The sequence below is a fragment of the Stagnimonas sp. FW305-C-60 genome (assembly GCF_058782965.1).
On record NZ_JBYSYF010000001.1, the window covers coordinates 590,461 to 614,318 of the forward strand.

General features: G+C 66.4%; 15 protein-coding genes and 1 tRNA gene. All 16 read left to right on the forward strand.

Annotated elements, in window-relative coordinates; genetic code table 11:
* Positions 1-14 precede the first annotated feature (14 nt).
* The 16 genes from AC3WT6_RS02770 (at position 15) to AC3WT6_RS02845 (ending at position 23,747) form a co-directional block, all read left to right on the forward strand.
* Positions 15-572 carry a DUF1415 domain-containing protein gene (locus tag AC3WT6_RS02770; RefSeq protein WP_492652031.1) on the forward strand — a complete coding sequence of 186 codons (558 nt, stop codon included), beginning with the start codon at positions 15-17 and terminating at the stop codon, positions 570-572.
* 87 nt (positions 573-659) lie between these two features.
* Positions 660-1,613, forward strand: a complete 954-nt coding sequence (locus tag AC3WT6_RS02775) for a GGDEF domain-containing protein (RefSeq protein ID WP_492652032.1) — start codon at positions 660-662, stop codon at positions 1,611-1,613.
* Between the two features lie 274 nt (positions 1,614-1,887).
* Positions 1,888-2,220: a hypothetical protein gene (locus AC3WT6_RS02780; RefSeq protein WP_492652033.1), complete on the forward strand. Its 333-nt coding sequence runs from the start codon at positions 1,888-1,890 to the stop codon at positions 2,218-2,220.
* Between the two features lie 117 nt (positions 2,221-2,337).
* Positions 2,338-11,025: a glycoside hydrolase family 94 protein gene (locus tag AC3WT6_RS02785; protein WP_492652837.1), complete on the forward strand. Its 8,688-nt coding sequence runs from the start codon at positions 2,338-2,340 to the stop codon at positions 11,023-11,025.
* 32 nt (positions 11,026-11,057) lie between these two features.
* Positions 11,058-11,134 (forward strand) — tRNA-Arg (locus tag AC3WT6_RS02790).
* Between the two features lie 292 nt (positions 11,135-11,426).
* Positions 11,427-13,883 (forward strand): EcoAI/FtnUII family type I restriction enzme subunit R, encoded by a 2,457-nt coding sequence (gene hsdR / locus AC3WT6_RS02795; protein ID WP_492652034.1) that lies wholly within the window; start codon positions 11,427-11,429, stop codon positions 13,881-13,883.
* 3 nt (positions 13,884-13,886) lie between these two features.
* Entirely contained in the window at positions 13,887-15,344 is a 1,458-nt protein-coding gene (locus AC3WT6_RS02800; RefSeq protein WP_492652035.1) for an N-6 DNA methylase, read from the forward strand.
* Positions 15,341-16,945, forward strand: a complete 1,605-nt coding sequence (locus AC3WT6_RS02805; RefSeq protein WP_492652036.1) for a restriction endonuclease subunit S — start codon at positions 15,341-15,343, stop codon at positions 16,943-16,945. Before AC3WT6_RS02800 ends, AC3WT6_RS02805 begins: the two co-directional genes overlap by 4 nt.
* Positions 16,945-18,015: an endonuclease NucS domain-containing protein gene (locus AC3WT6_RS02810; protein WP_492652037.1), complete on the forward strand. Its 1,071-nt coding sequence runs from the start codon at positions 16,945-16,947 to the stop codon at positions 18,013-18,015. Before AC3WT6_RS02805 ends, AC3WT6_RS02810 begins: the two co-directional genes overlap by 1 nt.
* 67 nt (positions 18,016-18,082) lie before the next feature.
* Positions 18,083-18,934: a restriction endonuclease gene (locus AC3WT6_RS02815; RefSeq protein WP_492652038.1), complete on the forward strand. Its 852-nt coding sequence runs from the start codon at positions 18,083-18,085 to the stop codon at positions 18,932-18,934.
* Between the two features lie 150 nt (positions 18,935-19,084).
* The gene (locus AC3WT6_RS02820; protein ID WP_492652838.1) at positions 19,085-20,125 is read left to right on the forward strand and encodes an RNA methyltransferase; all 1,041 of its coding nucleotides are present in this window, start codon (positions 19,085-19,087) and stop codon (positions 20,123-20,125) included.
* Between the two features lie 138 nt (positions 20,126-20,263).
* On the forward strand, positions 20,264-21,160 hold the full coding sequence (locus AC3WT6_RS02825; protein WP_492652039.1) for a LysR family transcriptional regulator: 897 nt from the start codon (positions 20,264-20,266) through the stop codon (positions 21,158-21,160).
* A gap of 204 nt (positions 21,161-21,364) precedes the next feature.
* Positions 21,365-21,721: an HPF/RaiA family ribosome-associated protein gene (locus tag AC3WT6_RS02830; protein WP_492652040.1), complete on the forward strand. Its 357-nt coding sequence runs from the start codon at positions 21,365-21,367 to the stop codon at positions 21,719-21,721.
* Positions 21,718-22,737 (forward strand): TerC family protein, encoded by a 1,020-nt coding sequence (locus AC3WT6_RS02835; protein ID WP_492652041.1) that lies wholly within the window; start codon positions 21,718-21,720, stop codon positions 22,735-22,737. The genes AC3WT6_RS02830 and AC3WT6_RS02835 overlap by 4 nt, the downstream gene beginning before the upstream one ends.
* 85 nt (positions 22,738-22,822) lie before the next feature.
* Positions 22,823-23,080 (forward strand): TFIIB-type zinc ribbon-containing protein, encoded by a 258-nt coding sequence (locus AC3WT6_RS02840; protein ID WP_492652042.1) that lies wholly within the window; start codon positions 22,823-22,825, stop codon positions 23,078-23,080.
* 259 nt (positions 23,081-23,339) lie between these two features.
* Complete coding sequence (locus AC3WT6_RS02845) at positions 23,340-23,747, forward strand: hypothetical protein (RefSeq protein WP_492652043.1); 408 nt, start codon at positions 23,340-23,342, stop codon at positions 23,745-23,747.
* The last annotated feature ends 111 nt before the right edge of the window (positions 23,748-23,858 follow it).

A 23,858-nucleotide genomic window follows, 5' to 3' on the forward strand; every position in this document is an offset into this window, starting at 1 on the left:
CTAGGCTGCGCGCCATGAATGTCAGCACCCTCAACGATCAGGACGTCATCGCCGCCACCCGCCTCTGGCTGGAGCGCGCGGTGATCGGCCTCAACCTCTGCCCTTTCGCCAAGGCCGCCTATGTGAAGCAGCGCGTGCACATCGCGGTGAGCGCCGCGACCACGCCGGAGGAGCTGCTGGTGGATCTGGCCCGCGAGCTGGAAGACCTGCGCGACGCCGACCCCGCCGAACGCGAGACCAGCCTGCTGGTGCATCCGCAGGTGTTGCAGGACTTCTACGACTACAACGATTTTCTCGACACCGCCGACGCCGCCGTCGCGGCGCTGGAGCTGGAAGGCGAGATCCAGGTCGCCAGCTTTCACCCCGACTACCAGTTCGACGGCACCGCGCCGGGCGATGTCGAGAATTGCACCAACCGCTCGCCCTATCCCTGCCTGCACCTGCTGCGCGAGGCCAGCATCGAGCAGGCGGTGGCGAGCTACCCCGATATCGACGCGGTGCCGGCGCGCAATATCGAAACCCTGCGCAAACTCGGCTATGCCGGCTGGCAGCGGCTGTTTCAGGCGCCCTAGCCGCTCTGCACCGGGATGTACCCGCCGGCTTTGAGCTAGGATGCTTTCGCAGCCCATCGGCGGGCACTTGAAGAGAGCCGGAAACCCATGTCCGACCATCGCGAACCGCGCAGCGGGAGCTTCGATCCACGCCAGCACGAAGAGTTGGTGCGTCTGGATCCGCAGAGCTATGCCCAGGCGGTGCAGGAGGTTTCCGAGTTCGGCATCTACCTGCTCAATGACCAGGGCCTGATCCAGAGCTGGAACCGCGGCGCGAGCAACCTCACCGGCTTCAGCGAGGACGAGGTCCTGGGCCAGCCCTTCGCGTTCCTGTTCTCCGCCGGGGCCAATGCCGAGCGGTTGCCGCAGCAGACTCTGGAGTTCGTCCGCGCCAATCGGCATCACCGCGACGAACAGGCGCGCCGCAGGAAGAACGGCGAGCCGCTCACCGCGCTCTGCACGCTGGACGCGATCCGCGACGACAGCGGCCGCGTGCTCGCCTACGTCGAGGTGTTCAACGACATCACCCAGCAGAAGGAACGCGAGGCGGCGCTCTACCAGCGCGCCACTCGCGATGCCCTCACCGGGCTGGCCAACCGGGGACACTTCACGGAAATGGCCTCGCAGGAAATCGAGCGCGCCCGTCGCTTCAACGACCCTCTGTCGGTGGCGCTGCTTGATCTCGATTTCTTCAAGCGCGTCAACGACAGCTACGGCCATGATGCCGGCGACCTGGCGCTGATCACCTTCGCCAAGGTCTGCCAGGAAATGACCCGCAAGATCGATCTGGTGGGCCGCATCGGTGGCGAGGAGCTGGCGATCCTGTTGCCGCGCGCCAACAAAGAGCCCGCCTACGAAATGCTGCAGCGCCTGCGCCTGCGGCTGATGGAATGCCCGGTGCGGACGGCCGACGGCAAGGAATTCGGCCTCACGGTGAGCATCGGCCTGGCCTCGCTCAACCCCGACATCCGCGACTTGCGCGAGCTGCTGCGCAATGCCGATGCCGCGCTGTACCGCGCCAAGCGCGAAGGCCGCAACCGGGTCGAAGCCTGGTTCGAGTAGGCCGCTTTCCCTGACCCGCCGCGGCACCGCGGCGACGCCTGTGTGCGCTGGCAGACCGAGCCGCGGCGCCATGCCGCGGTATACCTGCAGCCACTGCAGGTAGCGCTGAAGCCGGTGTGCCGCCGCGAGCTGTGCGGTCCGGGCCGTTGCCGAAAAGCGCATACTCAACCGAGTTGGCAACATCGCCGACAGCGGCATGGTCGCCGCGTAGCTTGATCGCAGTGCATGGGGCCGCCGGGCAATTTCGCCCGGCGCAGCAACGATAGGACTAGCGATGAACACGTATGACAGCAAGCCGCCGGCAACGCCGCCGGTCGCCTTAGCAACCCGGCCGGTTGCGCCGCGCAGCAACAAGCAGATTCGCGCCAACGTCATCGCCGACGGCCTCGCCGCCAAGCAGAAGTGGAAGACGCTGATCGCCGAAGCCAAGGCCACCTGGGAGCGGATTTCCCCGGAAGAACTGGCGGAGGTCAATGGCAGCTTCCATCGGCTGGCCGGACTGGTGCAGCTGCGCCAGAAAATCAGCCGCGTGGAATCGGATCAACAGGTGCGAGCCTTCCTCGACAAGCATTACGCGGTCGCCGGCTCGCAAATTCCGAAGCCCTGAGTGCCGGCCTTGTCCTCCGACGAGGCCAACCCGGCGGGTGCGTTCAGGCAGTTGTGCAAGACCCTGGCACGAGCTGCTGCCGGTGGTGTCCGCAGCTGGCGCCGCCAGCACGCTGGCGTGCCCGGGCATGACGACCAGACGCCGCTACGCGCCGAGTTGTTCAGCGCCGACCAGATGGAGCAGCACGGCCGGGCGCTGGCCAGTGCGCATGTCCTGGGCCCGGCCAATACCAAGAACCGGCTGCTGCCGCGACTGGATGACAACGAACAGGTTCTGATCGAGGCGCGCCGGCTGCTGGCAGTGGCGGTCAAGGCCAAGCTGCAGATCGCGCCCGCCGGCGAATGGCTGCTCGACAACTTCTACCTGATCGACGAGCAGATCCGCACCGCCCGCCGGCACTTGCCGAAGGGCTACAGCCGGGAGCTGCCACAGCTGGCGCTGGGGCCTTCGCGCGGCCTGCCACGGGTGTACGACCTGGCGCTGGAGGTGATCTCCCACGGTGACGGCCGGGTGGATGCGGAAACGCTCAGCCGCTTCGTCGCCGCCTACCAGACCGTGACGCCGCTGAAGCTGGGCGAGCTCTGGGCGATTCCCATCACCCTGCGGCTGGCGCTGATCGAGAACCTGCGCCGGGTCGCCGCCCGGGTCACCGCCGCCCGCCTGCACATCAACCAGGCGCAGGACTGGGCGGAACGGATGATGGCGGTGGCCGAGACCGATCCCAAGAGCCTGATCCTGGTGATCGCCGACATGGCGCGCTCGCAGCCGCCGATGGTGAGCGCCTTCGTCGCCGAACTGGCGCGCCGGCTGCAGGGCCACGGTCCGGCGCTGGCGCTGCCGCTCACCTGGGTGGAGCAGCGGCTGGCCGAGTCGAGCCAGACCATCGAGCAGCTGGTGCTCTCGGAAAACCAGCAGCAGGCCGCCGATCAGGTTTCGATCAGCAACACCATCGGCAGCCTGCGCTTTCTCGGCGCCATGGACTGGCGGGTGTTCGTCGAGGCCATGAGCGTGGTCGAGCGGGTGCTGCGCGAAGACCTGCACGGCGCCTATCGGGGCATGGACTTCGCCACCCGCGATCAGTACCGGCAAGTCATCGACCGGCTGGCCAAGCGCAGCCCGATGATCGAAGTCGAGATTGCCCGCACCGCGATCAGGCTGGCGCAGCAGAGCGCCGGCAAGTTTCCCGACGAGGAGCATTGCGCCCATGTCGGCTACTACCTGATCGACCGCGGGCTGCCGGAGCTGGAAGCCGCAGTCAGGGCCGATCTGCCGCTGATCCCGCGGTTGCGCCGCTGGTTCAGCGGATCGCAGCTGGTCATCCATCTCGGCCTGATCCTGCTGATGACGGTCGCCTTCACCCGCATCCTGCTCGGGCCGGCCCTGGCCGATGCGGTGGCCGGCGGCAAGCTGCTGCTGCTCGGCCTGCTGTCGCTGTTCGCCGCCAGCCAGCTGGCGTCGGCGCTGACCAACTGGCTGGCGAATCTGGCGGTGGCGCCGCGGCGGCTGCCGCGCATGGACTACAACCTGGGCATGCCGGAAGCCGTGCGCACGCTGGTGGTGGTGCCGACCCTGCTGTCCAGCAACCAGCACATCGACGAGCTGCTGGAGGCGCTGGAAGTCCGCTATCTCGGCAACCGCGACGCGCAGCTGCTGTTCGGCCTGCTCACCGACTTTCGCGACGCCGCAACCGAGCTGCTGCCCGAAGACGAGCCGCTGCTGCAACGCGCCCGACAGGGCATCGAGCGCCTGAACGAGCAATACGCCGGTGCCGACGGCAGCCGGTTTTATCTGTTCCATCGCCCGCGCTGCTGGAACCCCGAAGAGCGGCTGTGGATGGGCTATGAGCGCAAGCGCGGCAAGCTCGCCGATCTCAACGCGCTGCTGCGCGGCCGCGGCGCCGGGCGCTTCTCGCACCTGGTCGGCGGGCTCGCCGGCCTGTCCGGCGTGCGCTATGTGATTGCGCTCGATACCGATACCCAGCTGCCGCGCGACACCGCCCGCCAGCTGGTCGGGGCGATGGCCCATCCGCTCAACCGGCCGCGCTACGACCCTCAGCGCCAGCGGGTCACCGGCGGCTACGGCATCTTGCAGCCGCGCATGGCCACCAGCCTGTCGGGTGCCAATCGCTCCGGCTATGCGCAGCTCTGCGGCAGCGAGCCGGGCATCGACCCCTATACCCGCTCGGTGTCCGACGTCTATCAGGATCTGTTCGACGAGGGCTCGTTCATCGGCAAGGGCATCTACGACGTCGATGCCTTCGAGACCGCCGTCAGCGAACGGTTCCCGGAAAACCGCATTCTCAGCCACGACCTGCTGGAAGGCTGCTATGCGCGCTCGGGCCTGCTCAGCGATGTGCAGCTGTTCGAGGACTATCCGGTTCGCTACCAGAGCGACGTCAACCGCCAGCGGCGCTGGATCCGCGGCGACTGGCAGATCGCCCGCTGGCTGTGGCCGCGGGTGCCCGGCCCGGATGGCGGCAGCCTGCGCAATCCGCTGTCGGCGCTGTCGCGCTGGAAAATACTCGACAACCTCCGCCGCAGTCTGGCGCCGATCGCCTTGCTGCTGCTGCTGCTGATGGGCTGGTCGGTGCTGCCGCGGCCCTGGCTGTGGACGCTGACGGCGCTGGGCATCGCGCTGATTCCGACCCTGCTGGCCGGCCTGGTCGACGCCTTCCGCCGACCCGAGGAGGTGGAACTCAAGCAGCATCTGGCCGAGGTGCTGTACTCGGCCGCGCGCAGCTGCGCGCTGGCGGCATTTCGGCTCGCCTGCCTGCCCTACGAGGTGCTCTACACCCTCGATGCGATCCTGCGCACCGGCTGGCGCATGCTGGTCAGCCACCATGGCCTGCTGGAGTGGACGGTGTCCTCGGCCCTGGCCAGGGACCCGGCGGCCGGCACCGGCTTCATCGCCTCCTATCGGCAGATGTGGGTCGCCCCCGCCGCCGCGCTGGCGACCGCGGCGGCGCTCAGCCTGGTCCGCCCCGAGGCGCTGGTGGTGGCCGCGCCCATCCTCTGCCTGTGGCTGCTGGTCCCCGGTATCGCCGAGTGGCTGAGCCGGCCGCAGCCACGCCGCGAAGCCCAGCTGAGCGCGGGGCAGCAACTGTTCCTGCGCCGGCTGGCGCGCAAGACCTGGGCGTTCTTCGAGCGCTTCGTGGTGGCGGAAGAGCACTGGCTGCCGCCCGACAATTTCCAGGAGCAGCCGGGCCCGATCATCGCCCACCGCACCTCGCCGACCAATATGGGCCTGTCGCTGCTGGCGAATCTCTCGGCCTGGGATTTCGGCTACCTGGCGACCGGCGGCCTGCTGCGGCGCACCGGCAACGCCTTCCAGACCATGCAGGCGCTGGAGCGGCACCAGGGCCATTTCTACAACTGGTACGACACCCGCACGCTGCAGCCCTTGCCGCCGCGCTACATCTCCTCGGTGGACAGCGGCAATCTCGCCGGCCACCTGCTGACCCTGCGCGCCGGCCTAGTCGCGCTGCCGGAGCAGCCGATGGTCTCGGCGCGGCTGTTCGCCGGCTTGTCCGACGCGCTGGCGATGGTCGTCGATGCCCTGGGCGAGTCGGCTTCCGACTCCGGCGCAGCGGCGGTGGAACGCCTGCTGGGGCTGCTCGACCACGCGGCTGCGCAGCCGCCGCGGACGCTGCTGGCGGTGTGGCAGGCGCTGGAGCCGATCAGCCTGGCGGCGGCGAATCTTGCCGTCACCCTGGCCGCCGATCCGCCTGCCGCCGCCGGCGAGGCCGCGCGTGCCCTGGCGCGCCAGGGGCGGGAGGCGCTGGAAGAACTGCGCGAGCTGGCGCCCTGGCTGTCGCTGCCCGCCGCTCCCGGCGCTGTCGAGGCTGCGCCGGCGCCGCCGCCCGGCATCCCGACACTGCGCGGGCTGGTAGCGGCCGTCGAGCAGCAGCTGCCGGAGCTGGACGCCCAGTTGCGCCAGCCCGGGCCGCCGGAGTGGCTGGCCTGGCTGGGCGAATACCGCCGGCTGCTGCTGGCCGGCGCCGAGCGCGCCAGCCAGCGCATCGCCGCCAGCACCGCGCTGGCGGCCGAGGCTGGCGAGCTGGCGAACATGGAGTACGAGCTGCTCTACGACCGCACCCGCCACTTGCTGGCGGTGGGCTACAACGTCGACGAGTTCCGTCGCGACACCAGCTTCTACGACCTGCTGGCCTCGGAAACCCGGCTGTGCAACTTCGTCGCCATCGCCCAGGGCAAGCTGCCGCAGGACAGCTGGTTCGCACTTGGGCGGCTGCTCACCAGCGCCGGCGGCGAGACCATCCTGCTGTCCTGGAGCGGCTCGATGTTCGAGTACCTGATGCCGCTGCTGGTGATGCCGGCCTATCCAGGCACCTTGCTGGAGCAGACCTACCAGGCGGCGGTGGCGCGGCAGATCGCCTACGGCAGCCAGCGCGGCCTGCCCTGGGGCGTGTCGGAGTCCGGGTACAGCACCGTCGACGCCAGCAACAACTACCAGTACCACGCTTTTGGCGTGCCTGGCTTAGGCTTGCAGCGCGGCCTGGCGGAGAACGCGGTGATCGCGCCCTATGCCTCGGCGCTGGCGCTGATGGTGGCGCCGGAGGCGGCCTGCATCAATCTGCAAAAGCTGGCTACCTCCGGCCTGGAAGGCCGCTACGGCCTGTACGAGGCCATCGACTACACGCCTTCGCGTCTGCCGCGCGGCCAGACCAGCGTGGTCGTGCAGTCGTACATGGCGCACCACCAGGGCATGAGCCTGCTGGCGATGGCCTATCTGCTGCTCGACCGGCCGATGCAGCGGCGCTTCGAGTCCGACCCCTTGTTCCAGGCCACCCTGCTGCTGTTGCAGGAGCGCATCCCCAAGCACACGGTGTTCCATACCCGCATCGCCGAGCAGATCGAGGGCGGCGGCATGGTCGCCGCGCCGGAGTCGGCCCTGCCGACCCCGTTCGGCTCCGACACGCCCTCGCCGGAGGTGCAGCTGCTGTCCAACGGCCGCTACCACGTCATGGTCACCAACGCCGGCGGTGGCTACAGCCGCTGGAAGGATTTCGCCCTCACCCGCTGGCGCGAGGATCGCAGCGCCGACAACTGGGGCGCCTTCCTGTACCTGCGCGACGTGGTCAGCGGCGAGGTCTGGTCGGCGGCCCACCAGCCGACGCTGCGGCGCGCCGACAGCTACGAGGCGATGTTCTCCGAGGGCCGCGCCGAGTTCCGTCGCCGCGACCACGGCATCGAGTGCTATTCGGAAACCGTGGTCTCGCCGGAAGACGACATCGAACTGCGCCGTCTGCGGCTCACCAATCGCACGCGCTCGCGGCGCACCATCGAGATCACCAGCTATGCCGAAGTGGTGCTCGCCGCGCAGGCGGCGGACCTCACCCAGCCTTCGTTCGGCAAGCTGTTCGTGCAGACCGAAGTCGTCGAGAGTCGCAGGGCGATCCTGTGCACGCGGCGGCCGCGCTCGGTCAACGAGCCGACGCCCTGGATGTTCCATCTGCTGGCCGGGCATGGCGTCGAGGTCGGAGCGGTGTCCTATGAGACCGACCGCATGCGCTTCATCGGCCGTGGCCGCAGTGTCGCCGCGCCGCTGGCGATGGCCGCGGCGGGCGCGCTGTCGGGCACCACCGGCTCGGTGCTCGATCCGATCGTCGCCATCCGCTGCCGCGTGGTGCTGGAGCCCGAGCAGTCGGCGACCCTCGATCTGGTGACCGGCGCCGCCGACAACCGCGAGGCCTGCCTGAGCCTGGTCGACAAATTCCAGGACCGCCATCTCACCGACCGCGTGCTCGATCTGGCCTGGACCCACGGTGGCGTGACGCTGCGGCAGATCAATGCCGGCGAGGCCGATGCCCAGCTCTACCGGCGCCTGGCCGGCTCGGTGCTGTATGCCAATGCCTCGCTGCGCGCCGAGGCCAGCCTGCTGCGCCAGAACCGGCGCGGGCAGTCGGGGCTGTGGGGCTACGCGATTTCCGGCGACCTGCCGATCGTGCTGCTGAAGATCGTCGATGCCAGCCAGCTGGATCTGGCGCGCCAGCTGATCCGCTGTCACGCCTACTGGCGGATGAAGGGCCTGGTGGTCGATCTGGTGATCTGGAACGAGGACAGCGGCGGCTACCGGCAGCGTTTGCAGGATCAGATCCTGGGCCTGATCGCCACCGGCACCGAAGCCAGCGCCATCGACCGGCCGGGCGGCATCTTCGTGCGCTCCGCCGAACAGATCGCCGCCGAGGACCGCGTGCTGCTGCAGGCGGTGGCCCGGGCGGTGATCGCGCCCAGCCGCGGCACGCTCGCCGAGCAGATCCTGCGCCGCGCCATCGCCGACAAGACCGTGCCGCGGCTGGTGCCGACCCGCAGCCATCGGCCGATACCGGTGATCGTGCCGGAGGCGCCAGCGCCGGAACTGCAGCTGGGCAACCAGCTGGGCGGCTTCAGCGCCGACGGCCGCGAATACCTCATCACCACGACGCCGACCCAGCGCACGCCGCTGCCCTGGGTCAATGTGCTGGCCAATCCGCGCTTCGGCAGCGTCATCGCCGAGAGCGGCCTGGCCTACACCTGGAGCGAGAACGCCCACGAGTTCCGGCTGACGCCCTGGAGCGACGACCCGGTGGGCGCGACCGGCGGCGAGGCCATCTACCTGCGCGACGAGGAGAGCGGCCACTACTGGTCGCCGACACCGCTGCCCAGCCCCGACACCGAGTCCTATCTCAGCCGTCACGGCTTTGGCTACAGCCGCTTCGAGCACCGCAGCGGCAACATCCATTCGGATTTGCAGATCTACGTCGATCTCGAAGACGCGGTGAAGTTCTCGGTGCTGACCGTGCGCAACGACTCCGACCGCGTGCGGCGGCTGTCCGCCACCGGCTATGTCGAGTGGGTGCTGGGCGACCTGCGCCACAAGTCGGCGATGCATGTGCTCACCGAGATCGACGCCAGCAGCGGCGCCCTGTTCGCGCGCAATGCCTACAACACCGAGTTCGCCAAGCGGGTCGCCTTCCTCGACGTCGATGATCTCTCGCGCACCCTCACCGGTGATCGCACCGAGTTCCTCGGCCGCAACGGCACGCTCGCCGCCCCCGATGCGATGAGCCGGGTACAGCTCTCCGGCCGGCTGGGCGCGGCGCTGGACCCCTGCGGCGCGATCCAGGTGCCCTTCGATCTCGCGCCCGGCCAGCAGCGCCAGATCATCTTCCGCCTGGGTGCCGCCGCCGACGTGGCGCAGGCCAGGGCCTTGGCCCTGCGTCTGCGCAAACCGGGCGCGGCGCGCGCGGCGCTGGAGCGGGTGCAGCAGTACTGGCAGCAGACGCTGGGCGCGGTGCAGGTGCAAACCCCCGATCCGGCGTTCAACGTGCTGGCCAACGGCTGGCTGGTCTACCAGACACTGGCCTGCCGGATGTGGGCGCGCAGCGGCTACTACCAGTCGGGTGGCGCCTACGGCTTCCGCGATCAGCTGCAGGACGCCATGGCCCTGGTGCACACCGAGCCGCGCCTGCTGCGCGAGCACCTGCTGCGCTGCGCCCGCCACCAGTATCTGGAAGGCGATGTGCAGCACTGGTGGCATCCGCCCTCCGGCCGCGGCGTGCGCACCCGCTGCTCCGACGACTACCTGTGGCTGCCGCTGGCGGTCTGCCGCTATGTGCAGAGCAGCGGCGATACCGTTGTGCTTGACGAGCGCATGCCGTTTCTCGATGGCCGCGCGCTCGGCCCCGACGAGGAGTCCTACTACGATCTGCCGGCGCGTTCCGCCGAGCAGGCTAGCGTCTACCAGCATTGCGTACGCGCCATCCGCTACGGCCTGCGCTACGGCGAGCGCGGCCTGCCGCTGATGGGCTCCGGCGACTGGAACGACGGCATGAACCTGGTCGGCATCGAGGGCAAGGGCGAGAGCGTCTGGCTAGGGTTCTTCCTCTACGAAGTGCTGACCGGCTTCGCCGACCTGGCGCGCCGCTATCAAGATGCCGACTTCGCCGACCACTGCCAGGCCGAGGCCGCGCGTCTGCGCGAGCGCCTTGCCGAGCACGCCTGGGACGGCGCCTGGTATCGCCGCGCCTGGTTTGACGATGGCACCCCGCTGGGCTCGGCCGCCAACAGCGAGTGTGCGATCGACTCCATTGCCCAGAGCTGGTCGGTGCTCTCCGGTGCCGGCGAGCCCGAGCGCCAGCGGCTGGCGATGGACGCCCTCGATCAGCACCTGGTGCGCCGCGACCACCGGCTGGTGCAGCTACTCGACCCACCGTTCGACCATTCGACGCTGAACCCCGGCTACATCAAGGGCTATGTGCCGGGCGTGCGTGAGAACGGCGGCCAGTACACCCATGCCGCGATCTGGGCGGCCATGGCCTATGCCCGGCTCGGCGACAGCCGCCGCGCCTGGGAGCTGCTGGCCCTGATCAACCCGGTGAACCATGCGCGCAGTGCCGAAGATGTCGCCATCTACAAGGCCGAGCCCTATGTGGTTGCCGCCGATGTCTACGCGGTAGCGCCGCACTCCGGGCGCGGCGGCTGGACCTGGTACACCGGCTCCGCCGGCTGGCTGTACCGGCTGATGCTGGAATCGCTGCTGGGCCTGCGCCGCGAAGGCGAGCGCCTGCGCATCAGCCCCTGCCTGCCGGCGGACTGGAGCCACTACGAGCTCCGCTATCGCTATGGCAGCACCTGGTATCGCATCCGCGTGCAGCAGCTATCGCCCACGCCGGTGGCGACCACCACCGTCCGGCTCGACGAGGTCGTGCAGGCCGAGCCGAGCATCCCGCTGGTCGACGACCAGCAGGAGCACCGGGTGGAATGGCAGTACAGCCACGCGCTGCCTACCCCAGCGCTTCAGACCTGAGCCTTTTCGCGGTGTACAATCCGCGCCACAACGCGCCCGTAGCTCAGCTGGATAGAGTATTGCCCTCCGAAGGCAAGGGTCACAGGTTCGAATCCTGTCGGGCGCACCAAATCAAGCACTTTGAGCAAGCCCCTTAGCGGGCTCGATGCGGTCGAAGTCATGGCCTCGATCAAGCGAATGGCGAGGCGGCAAGCGACCGTGACAGGTCGCGCAATGGTTTCCTGGGTGGTTGGGCGCACCCGCTCAGAGCACAAACTGGAGCTGGCCGACTTGCCGCAGTCCGAGCGCCCAAGAATTCGTCGATTCGGGAGACTTTCTTCGCGCCAGCGGTGGGCGGAGGCAAGTTGTCACGACCATGACGCCTCGCTAGCCTCGGGCCGGGAATAACAACAAGGTCCAGCATGCCGCCGGGAAGTCTCAGCGAAGACGACGTCAGCGTGAAGTTCATCACCCCGGCCCTGCACCAGGCCGGCTGGGATGAAGACACGCAGATTCGCCGTCAGGTGAGCTTCACCAAGGGGCGCATCATCGTGCGCGGCAAGCTCGTGGCGCGCGGCAAACCCAAGCGGGCGGACTTCGTGCTCTTTTACCAGCACATCCCGCTTGCCCTGATCGAGGCCAAAAAGGCCGATGTCGATCCGTCGCACGGCATACAGCAGGCGCTGGACTACGCCCAGGCCTTGGACGTGCCGTTTGTGTTCTCCAGCAATGGCCGGGGTTTCGCCTTTCGCGACAAGACCGGTCAGAGCGCCACGCTGGAAACCAGCCTCGGCATGGACGCCTTCCCCAGCCCCGCCACACTCTGGGCCAAGTACCAGCAGTGGAAGGGCCTGACCCCCGCGCAAGAAAAGATCGTCCTCCAGCCCTACTACGACGACGGCAAGGGCAAGGAACCGCGCTACTACCAGCGCAATGCCATCAACGCCACGTTAGAAGCCATCGCCAAGGGGCGCGACCGCGTGCTGCTGGTGATGGCCACCGGCACCGGCAAGACCTACACCGCCTTCCAGATCATCTGGCGCCTGTGGAAGTCCGACTGGCGCTCGGGCAAGCAGAAGCGTGTGCTGTTTCTGGCCGACCGCAACGTGTTGATCGACCAGACCATGGTCAACGACTTCCGGCCCTTCGGTCAGGTCATGGCCAAGCTCTCGACCAATGCCCACACCATCGAGCGCGACGACGGCACGCAGATCGTGCTGGCCACCGCCATTGACCACAAGCGCCGCATTGACGCCTCCTACGAAATCTACCTGGGCCTCTACCAAGCCCTGACCGGGCCGGAAGAGCGGCAGAAGCTCTTCCGCGAGTTCTCGCCGGACTTCTTCGACCTGATCGTTGTCGACGAATGCCACCGCGGCAGCGCGGTCGAAGACTCGGCCTGGCGCGAGATTCTGGATTACTTCGGCTCCGCGACCCAGATCGGCCTCACCGCCACGCCCAAGGAGACCGCCTACGCCTCCAACATCCACTACTTCGGCGCGCCGGTTTACAGCTACTCGCTCAAGCAGGGCATCAGTGACGGCTTTCTCGCGCCCTACAAGGTCATCAAGGTTCACCTCGACATCGACGTGGAAGGCTACCGACCCCACAAGGGCGAAACCGACAAGCACGGCCAACTGATCGACGACCGCATCTACAACCTCAAGGATTTCGACCGCAACATCGTCATCGACACCCGCACACAGCGCGTCGCCAAATGGGTGTCGGACTACCTGAAGCAGAGCGGCAACCGCATGCAGAAGACCATCGTCTTCTGCGTCGATACTGAGCACGCCGCCAAGATGCGCCAGGCGCTGGTGATCGAAAACCAGGATCTCGTGCTCAAGAACGAGCGCTACGTTATGCGCATCACCGGCGATGACCCTGCCGGCACCGCCCAGCTCGGCAATTTCATCGACCCAGAAGCGGCATACCCCGTTATCGTCACCACCTCGCGGCTGCTATCGACCGGGGTGGACGCCCAGACCTGCCGCCTCATCGTGCTGGATCGCGAGGTCGGCTCCATGACCGAGTTCAAGCAGATCGTCGGTCGCGGCACCCGCGTGCACGAAGACACGCAGAAGTACTACTTCACGCTGGTGGACTTCCGCAAAGCCAGCAATCACTTCGCCGACCCGGACTTCGACGGCGAGCCGGTGCAAATCTACGAGCCGGGCGAAACCGACCCGGTGCTGCCGCCAGAAACCGCGCCCGGCGACGAAGCCGGCCCCAGCGAGAGCGACGAGCCGGAAGAAGCGCCCCTGGTCTACCCGCTGCCCGCACCCGTTGGCGGCGGGGTTCAGCAGGTGCAAGGCAAGTACTACGTGCACGGCCGGCCGGTAAAAGTCGCCACCGAGCGCGTGGAATACCTCGACGCCGACGGCAAGCTGGTCACCGAATCGCTCAAGGACTACTCCCGCAAGGCCATCCGCCAGCAGTACGCCAGCCTCGATCAGTTCCTGCGCCGCTGGAAGGGCGAGGAGCGCAAAGACGCCGTAATCGAAGAGCTGGCCGCCGAAGGTCTGCTGCTCGCCCCGCTGATGGAAGAGATCGGCAAGGAGCTGGACCCCTTCGACCTCATCTGCCACATCGCCTTCGACCAACCGCCGCTCACCCGCCGCGAGCGCGCCAACAACGTCAAGAAGCGCGACTTCTTCACCAAGTACGGCCCGCAAGCCCGGGTGGTGCTGGAAGCGCTGCTCGCCAAGTACCAGGACGAAGGCCTGGTCACCGGCCTCGATGACGTGCGCATGCTGCAAGTGCCGCCGCTTTCGCAGATGGGCACCGTCACCCAGCTCATCAAATCCTTCGGCGGCAAAGCCGGTTTTGAACAAGCCGTCCACCAACTACAAGACGCCCTGTACCAGGAAAGCGCCTAACCCATGTCTGTACGCAACGCCGTCAAATCCATCCAGGACATCATGCGCCAGGATGCCGGCGTCGATGGCGACGCCCAGCGCCTCTCGCAGCTCTGCTGGATGTTCTTTCTCAAGATCATTGACGACCAGGATCAGGAGCTGGAGCTCACCCGCGACGACTTCCGCTCGCCCATCCCCAAGCGCCTGCAATGGCGCACATGGGCCGCCAACCCGGAAGGTCTCACCGGCGATTTGCTGCTCGATTTCATCAACGGCGATCTGTTTCCCACGCTCAAGGAGCTGCGCGCCAGCGGCAGCGCCGCCAACCGCGCCCGCGTGGTGCGCGGCGTATTTGAAGACGCCTACAACTACATGAAGTCCGGCCAGCTCATGCGGCAGGTGGTCAACAAGATCAACGCCGTGGACTTCAACGACCTCGCAGAGCGCAAGCACTTTGGCGAAATCTACGAGCAACTGCTCAACGATCTGCAAAGCGCCGGCAACGCCGGCGAGTACTACACGCCGCGCGCCGTCACCGCCTTCATGGCCGAGCGCATCGACCCCAAGCCGGGTGAAGTGCTGTTTGACCCGAGTTGCGGCACTGGCGGCTTTCTCACCTGCGCCATCCGCCACATGCGCGACCGCTATGTGAAGAAGCCGGAGGACGAAGCCAAGCTCCAGGCCGGCCTGCGCGCGGTCGAGAAGAAACAGCTCCCGCACATGCTCTGCGTCACCAACATGCTGCTGCACGGCATCGAGTTCCCCAGCTTTGTCGCCCACGACAACACCCTGGCCCGCCCCTACATCAGTTGGGAGCAGAAGGACCGCGTCGACATCATCCTCGCCAACCCACCCTTTGGCGGCAGGGAAGAAGACGGCATTGAGGCCAACTTCCCCCAGCACTTCCGCACCAAGGAAACCGCCGACCTCTTTCTGGCCCTGTTCATCCGCCTGCTCAAGACAAACGGCCGCGCCGCCATCGTGCTGCCGGACGGCTCGCTGTTCGGCGAGGGCGTAAAGACGCGCCTCAAGGAACACCTGCTGGAAGAATGCAACCTGCACACCGTCGTGCGGCTGCCCAACTCCGTCTTCAAACCCTACGCCAGCATCGGCACCAACCTGCTGTTCTTCGAAAAGGGCACACCGACGAAGGAGGTCTGGTACTACGAACATCAGGTGCCCGCCGGCCAAAAAGCCTACTCCATGACCAAGCCGATCAAGGTCGAGCACCTGCAAGGCTGCGTGGACTGGTGGGGCGGCGCCGAGCGGGAAGGTCGGCAGGAGACGCCCCAGGCCTGGCGTGTGGGCATCGAGGACATCAAGGCGCGCGGCTACAACCTCGACATCAAGAACCCCCACACCGTCGCCGACGATCATGGCGATCCGCAAACCCTGCTTACGGAACTGGAGGCGGCGGAGGCGGAGACGGCGAAGCTGCGCGATCAGTTGAAGGCGATTCTGGCTGAGGCGTTGTTGCGATGAATGCGGAGCAACTGCTTGCGCACTACGAGCGTGTTGCCGAAGCGCCTGACGCGATTGCGTGGTTGCGCGGGTTTGTCCTCGACATTGCGGTGCGAGGAAAGCTCGTTCCGCAATCCGACAACGAGGAATCCGCTGGAGGCCTGCTTCAGCGGATTGCGAGCGAGAAAGCCCGGCGCGTGAAAGCTGGCGAGGCTCGACAACCTAAGAATCTGCCGTCACCTGATGACCCGCCGTGCGCGCTTCCGAAGTCGTGGCGGTGGTCGTGCTTGGCGGAAATCGGTTTTATCAGCCCGCGGGTCGATGCCGACGACGACGCTCAGGCCTCGTTCGTGCCAATGCCAATGATCGCCGCCGAGCTAGGAGTTGCGCATCAGCACGAGCCGCGCAAGTGGGGCGAGATCAAGAAGGGTTACACCCACTTCGCTGATGGCGACGTGGGCCTTGCGAAGATCACTCCGTGTTTTGAGAACGGAAAATCGACCGTCTTCCGAAACCTCAGCGGCGGAATCGGCAGTGGCACTACAGAGCTGCATGTTGTTCGGCCCTTGATGGTTTCGCCGGAGTACGTGCTGCTGTTTCTGAAGAGTTCGTACTTCATCGAGACCGGAATCCCGCGTATGACGGGCACAGCCGGCCAGAAGCGTGTCCCGGCCGAATACTTTGCGCACTCTCCGTTCCCGCTTCCGCCCCTCGCCGAACAACACCGCATCGTCGCCAAGGTCGAGGAACTGATGGCGCTGTGCGACCGGCTGGAAGCGGCGCGAGCGCAGCGCGATGCGACGCGCGACCGGCTGACGGCATCGACCCTCGCCCGCCTCAACACCCCCGAGCCCCTGGCATCGCAAGATGGCGATGCGGCTAGGGAATCGTCCTTCCAGTCCGACGCCCGCTTCGCCCTCAAGGTCCTTCCTGACCTCACTACCCGCCCCGATCAAATCAAGCAGCTCCGACGCACCATTCTCAACCTTGCCGTGCAGGGGAAAATGCTTGCGGCGCCGGCAGCTGACGAAGCGCCGCTTGGAAGTTTGGCGACCATTGTTCGCGGCTCTTCTCCAAGGCCGAAGGCCGATCCTCGCTACTACGGAGGATCGATACCCCGCTTACTAATTGCAGATATCACTCGGGATGGAAAGCGCGTAACTCCAAGACTCGACTCTCTAACTGAGGAAGGCGCGAGGCTTAGTCGACCGATGATTTCGGGTAGCTTGGTGATTGCAATTAGCGGCTCGTATGGCCTGCCGGCATTTCTTGCCGTCGACGCCTGCATCCATGACGGATTCATTGGCTTCCGCCGAATTTCGGATTCAATCCTTCCTGAGTACCTTTACTTGGTGCTTATCTACAGAAAGCCATATTTCGACGATGTAGTAAAAGACAGCGGATTGAAGAACCTGACGACCGATCATCTGAAGTCGTTGTCGGTTCCATGTCACCCTTTGCACATTCAGGCGCAAATCGTTTCTCAGGTCGATCAACTGATGTCCCTCTGCGATCAGCTCGAAGCCAGCCTCAGTCGTCGCGATAGCACTCGTAGTCGTCTGCTCAATGCGCTGCTGCACGAGGTGCTCGCGCCGGCTGAATCCATACTGGAGGCCGCCTGATGCCGATCCGCAATGCCATCTGGAAGGTCGGTAATTCGCCGCAGTTGCTGACCGAGTCCCAACTGCCGAGCGAGAAGGCGCTGGAAGACATGATCGTCGCCGCGCCGAGCATGCTCTCCGACGAGTGGATGCTGATCGGCCGGCAGGAGAAAACCGGCTCCGGCGGCATCATCGACCTGCTCGCCATCGCGCCGGACGGCACCCTGGTGCTGATCGAACTCAAGCGCGACCGCACGCCGCGCGAGGTGGTGGCCCAGGCGCTGGACTACGCCTGCTGGGTGGAGCGGTTGGATAGCCAGGGCATCGCCGAGATCTACAAGCGCTTCAAGCCGGGCAGCAGTCTCACCCGCGACTTCGAGGCGCGCTTCGGACAAGCGCTGGACGAGACGACGCTGAACAGCGGCCACCAGATCGTCGTCGTCGCGGCTTCGCTGGATGCCAGTACCGAGCGCATCGTCGGCTATCTCAACGAGCGCGACATTCCCATCAACGTGCTGTTCTTCCAGGTGTTTGCCCACGGTGCCGAGCAATTGCTCTGCCGCACCTGGCTGATCGACCCGGGCGAGACGCAAGTGAACGCGGCGGTGAGCGCCAAGGGCGACAAGGAGCCCTGGAACGGCGAGGTCTACGCCAACTACGACCACAGCGGCGCACGCGACTGGGAAGAGGCGCGGCGCTACGGCTTTATCAGCGCCGGCGGTGGAAGCTGGTATAGCAACACACTGAACCTGCTGAGCGTCGGCGACCGGCTGTGGGTGAAGGCGCCAGGGTATGGCTTTGTCGGCGTCGGCGAGGTCACTGGCCCGCGTGTCCGCGCCAGCGAGTACGAGATTGCCGGGCAGGCGGCGCTAAGCCTGCTCCAGGGCGGCCACTACCACCGCGAGTACGCCGACGACCCGGACCGCAGCGAATACTTCGTGCCGGTGCGCTGGCTCAAGACGGTGCCGGTGGAGCAGGCCTTCAACGAGATCGGCCTGTTCGGCAACCAGAACACGGTGTGCAAGCCGCGCACGCCCAAGTGGCGGACCACGGTGGAGCGCCTGCGCCAGGTGTTTGGCCTAACGGCCTAGTTGCGGCAGGCTATTGGCCTCGGCTTCGCGGGAGGCGAAGCGCAGGCAACAGAAAGGGAATTCCGGGATGGCACGCCGACGACGCAAATCCGACTTCGACCTCTGGGTCGAGGCGCTCTCCAAGCTGCCCTGGCAGCTCTGCCTGGCGCTGGCGCCGCTGGCCTACTTCGGCTTTCACGCGCTCTCCAAAGTCAGGCCGCCGCCCGCCACCAATGCCGACCAGTTTCGCGACGCGATACTGGTGACGATGGCGCAGGTGGCGGGGGTGTTCCTGCAATGGCTGGTTCCCGTCGCGCTACTGCTAGCCGCGCTGACATCCTGGCTGGGGCGCCGTCAGCGGGCGCGCCTGCTGAGCGAAGCCGAAAGCCGCGGCGCCAGTGCGCCGCTGCAGGCGCTGAGCTGGCGCGAGTTCGAGCAGGTGGTCGGTGCTTACTTCGAGCGCAAGGGCTACGCCGTGAGCTTCACGCCCGAAGGCGCCGACGGCGGTGTGGACGTGATCGCCCGCAAGGGCGCGGAAACCTTCCTGATCCAGTGCAAGCAGTGGCGCGCCACGCAGGTAGGCGTCAGCGTGGTGCGCGAGCTGTTCGGCGTGATGGCGGCCCGGGGCGCGACGGGTGCCTACGTCGTCTCGATCGGCCCGTTTACCGCCGATGCCCTTGCCTTTGCCGAAGGGCGCAACATCACCCTGCTGGACGCCAACCGGCTGCTGCGATCCACCGGCCGGCCGGCCTCGGCAACGCCGCCAACCGCGCCGGTGTCGCCGCCGGTGGCGCAAGCCCGCATGCAGGCAGCACCGAGCTGTCCCAAGTGCGGATCAGCGATGGTGCGGCGGGTCGCCAAACAGGGTGCCAATCAAGGGCGTGCGTTTTTCGGCTGCAGTACGTATCCCAAGTGCAGTGGCACGCGGCCGGCGGACTAAGGCACGGGAATCAAGCGGCTTGCTCCCCCAGCGGGATCCCGGCGTCCTTGCCCAAATGGATCGGACTACGTGCACCATCCGCTTCCCAGGTTTTGACCGAGGCCGGCTTGACCACATCCCTTCTTACCCTCCCACATGAGCGTGGTGGCCATGCACGTCGCTGAAATCCGCGAGCGACTGCGGCTCGCCGGTGCGGCACCGATCCACGAGCAGTACCTGCTGCGTCAGTGGGCTCAGGCCTCGGCATCGTCCGGCAAGCGCAATCTCGAGGACTTTCTGCCGCGGCCTGTGCGCGAGGCCTTGCCGCAGTTGGAGGCTGATCTCTCGGCCTTGGTGGCACTGCGCTCTGTTCATCCGAGCGAGGACGGCTCCGAGCGGCTCCTCGTCGGTCTGCGAGATGGCCAGACTATCGAGAGCGTGCTGCTCCCCCGCGACGGGCTATGCGTCTCCACCCAAGTTGGCTGTGCGGTGGGTTGCGTCTTCTGCATGACCGGCCGCACGGGTCTGATTCGCCAGATCGGCAGCGCCGAGATCGTGGCCCAGGTGGTGTTGGGCCGCCAACGCCGGCCCGTCCGCAAAGTGGTGTTCATGGGCATGGGCGAGCCCGCACACAATCTCGATGCGGTGCTGGAGGCCATTGATCTGCTCGGCACCAGCGGAGCCATCGGACACAAGAACCTGGTGTTCTCCACGGTGGGCGACCTGCGTGTGTTTGAGCGCCTGCCGCGCGGCACGGTAAAGCCGGCGCTGGCCTTGTCGCTGCACACGACCGACGCGGCCTTGCGCGAACAACTGCTGCCGCGTGCGCCCCGTATCACGCCAGACGACTTGGTGGCGCTGGGCGATGACTACGCCCGCCGCACCGGCTATCCGATCCAGTATCAGTGGACCCTGCTCGAAGGGATCAACGACGGCCCGGCCGAGCTCGACGGGATTGTCCGTCTGCTCAAGGGTCGTTACGCCGTGCTCAACCTGATTCCGTTCAATACGGTTGACGATCTGCCCTTCCAACGACCGAGCTGGGACCGGGCACGCGAAATTGCTCGCGACCTCCACCTGCGCGGCGTGCTCACCAAGCTGCGCCAGTCGGCTGGGCAGGACATCGAGGGCGGCTGTGGCCAGTTGCGTGCGCGGGCGGCCCGCATCCGGAATCCGATCCCTTCACCCTCCCTCATCCCTGGGCGGAAGTAAGAAGCGCCGAGGTCGCGGTGGTCTCAGGCGCCGCCAGTCATTCCAAGCCGCCAGCGATCAAAGCCTGGCGCGCCAGCACCCAGGCGGTTGTCGCTCAATTGCAGACTAAGATCGCCAATCGATCACGGAGAGTCTGCGATGCCAGGGCTGCGCCACCTGAACTTCAAGCACCTGCGCTACTTCGCGGCGGTGGCACAGCAGGGTTCAGTCACCGCCGCCGCGAAAGCGCTACACGTCGCTCCGCAAACCGTGAGTGCGCAGCTCGCGGAACTCGAAAGCGCGATGGGGCGCCAGTTGTTCGACCGCTTCGGCAGGCGCTTGCTGCTCAACGCCGAGGGGGAAGCGGCGCTCGAGTACGCCAAGTCGATTTTCTCGCTGGGGGAAGAACTCGTCACCGTGATGGACGGCCGCACGGCGCCTCGGCGGACGCGCCTACGGATCGGCATCACCGATAGCGTTCCCAAGATGCTGGCAACCAAGCTGCTCCGGCCGGTGATCGCGAAGAAGCCGGAACAACTTGAGCTTTACTGCACCGAAGGGCCTCTCAATCTGCTGGTGAGTCAGGTGCTCGACCACCGACTGGACCTCGTGCTCTCCGACTCTCCGCCCTTGGCGGAGCTGAATGCCAGCCTGCGCGTGCAGATGCTCGTAAAGCCTGGGCTGAGCTTCCTGGCCGCGCCGGCCGTCGCCGAGCGCTATCCCGGACGATTTCCGGATCGCCTGGATGGAATGCCGTTCCTGCTCGGCTCGGCGGACTCCTCAATGACGCTGGCCATCCAGCAATGGTGGGTCGCCAACAACGTCCACCCCAGGCTGACCGGCCGGTTTGACGACAGCGCGCTCATGAAGGCCTTTGCGGAACAGGGGCTCGGAGCGATTGCCGTTCCGTCCACAGTTGAGCGGGAGGCCTGCCGTCACCACGGGTTGAAGGTGCTAGGAAGGACCGACGCTCTTCATCAGCCGATTTACGCGGTGGCTTCCCGGCTTCGCCGTCAGAACGCGATGGTCGAGGTGCTGTTCAGCGCGTCCGGCTAGCGGCCTTGATGGCTATGCAGCGGTATCCCTGTGGCGCCCTGCGTCGAAGGCCTTCGTCTGCTTCCGCCTGTGCGGGCCTGCGGGCAGGGCCCTATGGTCGCCGCCAATCAGAAAAGACGGGATAGCCCTTAAATATTTATCTGCTTTTCTTTGTTAGCGCGTCGTCAAAGAATGCCGCTTCCCAAAGCTTGAGAAGAAGCTGCCATGCAAATTGACATCCAGACCAAAGGATTCGGATTGACGCCCAGCCTTGTGGCCCACGTCGCCAGGCGGTTGAGGGCCATTGCGGGCCGGCTGGGGCCGCGCCTGCGCCAGATCACGGCCCATCTGTCCGATCAGAACGGCCCGCGTGGAGGTATCGACAAGCAGTGCCACCTGGTGCTCCACGTCGACGGCGCTGCCCCGGTGGTGGTGACCGATGCCAGACAGGATCTCTACCTGGCCGTTGACCGCGCCGCCGAGCGTGCCAGACGCGCGCTGACGCGGCGGCTCAAACGTGCTCGCCGGATCTCCGACCGCCACTCAGCGTCCGGGCAATGCAAGCTGGAACTCGGTTCATGAGCAGCATCGGTACTCCCTTGATGTGGACGCTGTTCGGCGGCCTGGTGCTGGTATCCCTCGCGCTGGACTTCTTCGCGATGAATCGCCAGGGCGCGCACAAGGTCTCGATGCGCGAGGCGGGCCTGTGGTCCCTGATCTGGGTCGCGGTCTCGTTCGCCTTCGTCGGCTGGATGTGGTGGCACCTCGGCGGACTCGGCTCGGACCCGGCAGCGCGTGAGTTGGCCAATCTCAAGGCCGTCGAGTTCACGACCGGCTATCTCATCGAGAAGGCGCTGGCCGTCGACAACGTCTTCGTGTTCCTGATGCTCTTCACCTACTTCGCCGTTCCCGCCGAGTTCCAGAAGCGGGTACTGATGTTCGGCGTGCTCGGCGCTCTGCTACTGCGTGCCGTGATGATTCTGGTGGGCGCCTGGCTGATCGCGCGATTCCATTGGCTGCTGTACTTCTTCGGCGCCTTCCTGGTCTTCACCGGCTTCAAGATGTGGTGGGCCGCCGGCAAGGAGCCGGACCTCGATTCCAATCCGGCCCTGCTCTGGGTGCGTCGCAAGGTGCGGATCGCTCCGGGCTTCGACGGCGAAAAGTTCTTCACCACGGTGCAAGGCACCCGGATGCTGACCCCGCTGGCGGTGGTGATGGTGCTGATCGGGATCGTCGACATGGTCTTCGCGGTCGACTCGATTCCGGCGATCTTCGCGATCACGACCGACCCCTTCATCGTGCTGACCTCGAATGTCTTCGCGATCCTCGGGCTGCGTGCGATGTACTTCCTGCTGGCCGGGGTGCACGAGCGCTTCCACTTGCTCAGCCACGGTCTGGCGGTCGTGCTCGTCCTGATCGGCCTCAAGATGTTGCTGATCGACATCTACAAGATCCCCGTCGTTTGGTCCCTGGTGGGTACCGCCCTGATCCTGGGTGTGACGATGGTGCTGTCGCTGTACATCCCGCCGAAGGGCGCGAAGGGAAGCGCTTATCCCTTCGCCCCCAAGCCGGAAACGTCGGCGGAGACTGAGCGATGAGCGACCGCGCCTCAGGCGGCACCCACGCAGCCTCCTCCGCCGAGGCCGCATCTTCACGTTCTAGGTACTACGCGAGGCCAAGTCGATGAAATGCCCCGTCTGCACCGATATACCTCTTGCCATGACGACCCGGCAGGAGATCGAGATCGATTACTGCCCGAACTGCCGGGGAGTATGGCTGGACCGCGGAGAGCTCGACCGCTTGATTGAGCGGTCCGAAGGCCCCGGTTCTGCCCAGCATCGGGATCGGGATCGGCTCATGGAGCGCCCCGGACACGCCCATCGCGGGGAGCGGCCCTACAAGCGGCCCAAGTCCTTGCTTGGGGAGCTGTTCGACTTCTGAACGAGTTTGGTGGACTTGTCCCGATGCGCAGGCACCCCGAGCCTATGACGTGAGCATAGGAGGGAGCCCATGGGCAGCCAGCGATTGACATCCGAACCTGGCCGGGCTGGCTCTACCTAGCCGTCGTCGTCGATCTACACTCTCGCAAGTTCGTCGGCTGGTCGATGAAGCCCAGCGCGCCGGCTTCTTCGGCACATGGCTCATCGCGCACCACCCGCAGTCGGTTGGGCCTCGTCTTGTCGGTGGCATAATGGCAAACGTGAAAACCGCGAAGCGATTCCGTCTCGGCCTGCTACTCAGCCTCTTGGCGCTGATGGGGCAATGGCTGTTGCCGATGGCGCACGCGCAGGCCTGGGCGAAGCGCAATGGCGACCCTCTCCTGTATGCGTTCTGCGGCGACCTCTCGCCGGCGCTGCTGGAAAAGATTCAGGCCTCGACACTGCCCGAGCTGCTGAAGCAGCGGCAGAGCGATCACGAAAAGCTGGCCAAGCTCTCCTGCAATCTCTGTGTCGGCATGCACGCCGGCCAACTCGCCGGTGGCCAGCTTCCGGTATTCGCGCTCCCCAGCATCACCGAGGCGCCGTCGCTGCCCGAAGCGCTACGCCTGCCGCCCTCGGTACAGCAGCTCTGGCTGCCACCTCTGCGCGGGCCGCCCGGGCTCGCCTGATCCGCATCGCCCTTCTCCGGGCGATCTCCGACTCCCTCGACGAGGTTCGGCGCGACTGGCGCCGGGCGCGAGAGTTCGCGGCGGTCCAGATGCTCACGGCGTTCTGGCGCA

Bases quoted from the DNA above. Each gene is read 5' to 3' on its own strand.
- AC3WT6_RS02770 (WP_492652031.1), top strand. From the start codon at position 15: ATGAATGTCAGCACCCTCAACGATCAGGACGTCATCGCCGCCACCCGC.
- AC3WT6_RS02775 (WP_492652032.1), top strand. From the start codon at position 660: ATGTCCGACCATCGCGAACCGCGCAGCGGGAGCTTCGATCCACGCCAG.
- AC3WT6_RS02780 (WP_492652033.1), top strand. From the start codon at position 1,888: ATGAACACGTATGACAGCAAGCCGCCGGCAACGCCGCCGGTCGCCTTA.
- hsdR (WP_492652034.1), top strand. From the start codon at position 11,427: ATGCCGCCGGGAAGTCTCAGCGAAGACGACGTCAGCGTGAAGTTCATC.
- AC3WT6_RS02800 (WP_492652035.1), top strand. From the start codon at position 13,887: ATGTCTGTACGCAACGCCGTCAAATCCATCCAGGACATCATGCGCCAG.
- AC3WT6_RS02805 (WP_492652036.1), top strand. From the start codon at position 15,341: ATGAATGCGGAGCAACTGCTTGCGCACTACGAGCGTGTTGCCGAAGCG.
- AC3WT6_RS02810 (WP_492652037.1), top strand. From the start codon at position 16,945: ATGCCGATCCGCAATGCCATCTGGAAGGTCGGTAATTCGCCGCAGTTG.
- AC3WT6_RS02815 (WP_492652038.1), top strand. From the start codon at position 18,083: ATGGCACGCCGACGACGCAAATCCGACTTCGACCTCTGGGTCGAGGCG.
- AC3WT6_RS02820 (WP_492652838.1), top strand. From the start codon at position 19,085: ATGCACGTCGCTGAAATCCGCGAGCGACTGCGGCTCGCCGGTGCGGCA.
- AC3WT6_RS02825 (WP_492652039.1), top strand. From the start codon at position 20,264: ATGCCAGGGCTGCGCCACCTGAACTTCAAGCACCTGCGCTACTTCGCG.
- AC3WT6_RS02830 (WP_492652040.1), top strand. From the start codon at position 21,365: ATGCAAATTGACATCCAGACCAAAGGATTCGGATTGACGCCCAGCCTT.
- AC3WT6_RS02835 (WP_492652041.1), top strand. From the start codon at position 21,718: ATGAGCAGCATCGGTACTCCCTTGATGTGGACGCTGTTCGGCGGCCTG.
- AC3WT6_RS02840 (WP_492652042.1), top strand. From the start codon at position 22,823: ATGAAATGCCCCGTCTGCACCGATATACCTCTTGCCATGACGACCCGG.